Origin of the sequence: Nostoc cycadae WK-1 (assembly GCF_002897135.1) — a bacterium.
GTDB lineage: Bacteria > Cyanobacteriota > Cyanobacteriia > Cyanobacteriales > Nostocaceae > Nostoc_B.
The window spans coordinates 1-290 of record NZ_DF978465.1 but is presented as its reverse complement, the minus strand read 5'-3'; the positions used below and the strand labels follow the sequence as shown (position 1 = coordinate 290).

1 protein-coding gene is annotated in these 290 nt (G+C 39.0%); it reads right to left on the bottom strand.

Going from position 1 to position 290, the window contains the following annotated elements; genetic code table 11:
• Positions 1–290: WD40 repeat domain-containing protein (locus NCWK1_RS28775; RefSeq protein WP_146034063.1), on the bottom strand; the 290-nt coding region annotated here is incomplete at both ends.

Sequence of the window (290 nt, the reverse complement as noted above, 5' to 3'; positions counted from 1 at the left end):
GTGCTGTCATCACTGGCACTGGCAATATATTTACCATCAGGACTGAACGCCACCGCCCTGACAAAACCTTTATGACCAGAGAAAATATTGCGTTCACGAACAGCTTCTATTGCTACCGACAAACTAGATTGAACTTCACTCAAAACTTCCTTGAGTTTATACTTACTTTCACCAGTTGCCGCAATTGCGGAAATTAATTGCTCTACATTATTTACTTCTATTGATAGTAAATATTTGATATTTGTAGCTTTTTCCCGCAGATTAGCGATAGTTGCCTGTTTTTGAGACTC